The sequence below is a fragment of the Zoogloea sp. 1C4 genome, assembly GCF_009469605.1.
GTDB lineage: Bacteria > Pseudomonadota > Gammaproteobacteria > Burkholderiales > Rhodocyclaceae > Zoogloea > Zoogloea oryzae.
Map to the genome: position 1 here is coordinate 1 of NZ_SSXU01000118.1, position 1,124 is coordinate 1,124.

A 1,124-nucleotide genomic window follows, 5' to 3' on the forward strand; every position below is an offset into this window, starting at 1 on the left:
TGGTCATAGTAAAAGTTATATACGTAATAAAGCTGGTAGAATTAAAAATGGTATTCAGGCTAGACAAATGTCTGAACAAGTAGCAGCTGATTACTATTAGGAAAATGGATACAATGAATTAAGTTTATCTAAAGGTGGTGTAGTACCATCTACCATGGCTTACTTAGATGATGGTGAGATGTTAAGAACACCAGATGGAACTATAGGTTCTATACCAGAAGAAGGTAAACCTACAGATTCTAATTTATTAAATGTACCTGTTGGAACTCAAGTATTAAGTGATAAGATTAAAGTTCCAGGAACAAATAAAACATTTGCAGAAATGGGAAAGAAGTTAATGAAGAAAAGCAACAATAAAGCTAATAATATATATGCTGAAAATAGTTAGATGCTAAATGAGAGAAATAATTAGATAGCTTATCAGGCACTATTAGATTAGCAAGAAGCTTTGAAAAGTAAAAAAATAAAGAAGAATACTGCTGCTTATGCAGATGGCACTAAAGGCATTAAACCATATGGATATAATAAAAATATGTCTGATTTTAAATACTGGGATTCAGATAAAAATAACTATACACAAGATTACTTAAACTGGGTCAATGGTATCACAGATCAAGATGTAAAAGATATCTATGGTGGTAAATATGGAGATATGTCTACTTACTTAGGTAAGAACAAAGGAGTTATACCTACAGTAGAACAAGCTAGATCTTTAATGACAGACAGAAAGTATGGCGATTGGCATAAGATTGGTCAAGCATATGTAGATAGTAGATCTAATCAAAGTAATGGACCTAGACATATACCATCATCTGAAGTAGCAAGTAGATTAGGCATTCCTTATAATATTAATGCTCCTATTGGTAATGTAGATACTGCTAATGCTAGAAGTAGTAAATACTTTAACTATACTGGTAATCCTGGACAACTTCCAGTAGGTAATATATATAGTCCAAATAGTAAAAAGCCGAAAACTCCAAGTGATAATAACTGGTTAGATCTAATAGACAATATAGCTGCATTAGCTGGACCCATTGGTAATATATTCTCAGGTAGTCCTGAAAGAGTAGAAACATATACTCATGATCCAGCATATCGTCCTACTGATTATAACATAGATCCTA

2 protein-coding genes are annotated in these 1,124 nt (G+C 32.2%); both read left to right on the forward strand.

Annotated elements, in window-relative coordinates:
- Nucleotides 1-154 precede the first annotated feature (154 nt).
- Nucleotides 155-388, forward strand: coding sequence for a hypothetical protein (locus GH681_RS23130; RefSeq protein ID WP_153163841.1), 234 nt, complete (start codon nt 155-157; stop codon nt 386-388).
- A gap of 60 nt (nt 389-448) precedes the next feature.
- A partial coding sequence (locus GH681_RS23135; protein ID WP_153163842.1) for a hypothetical protein occupies nt 449-1,124 on the forward strand: 676 nt, incomplete at its 3' end.

What these genes read in the sequence shown, in the direction of transcription:
- GH681_RS23130 (WP_153163841.1), top strand. Translation starts at nt 155, where the DNA reads ATGGCTTACTTAGATGATGGTGAGATGTTAAGAACACCAGATGGAACT.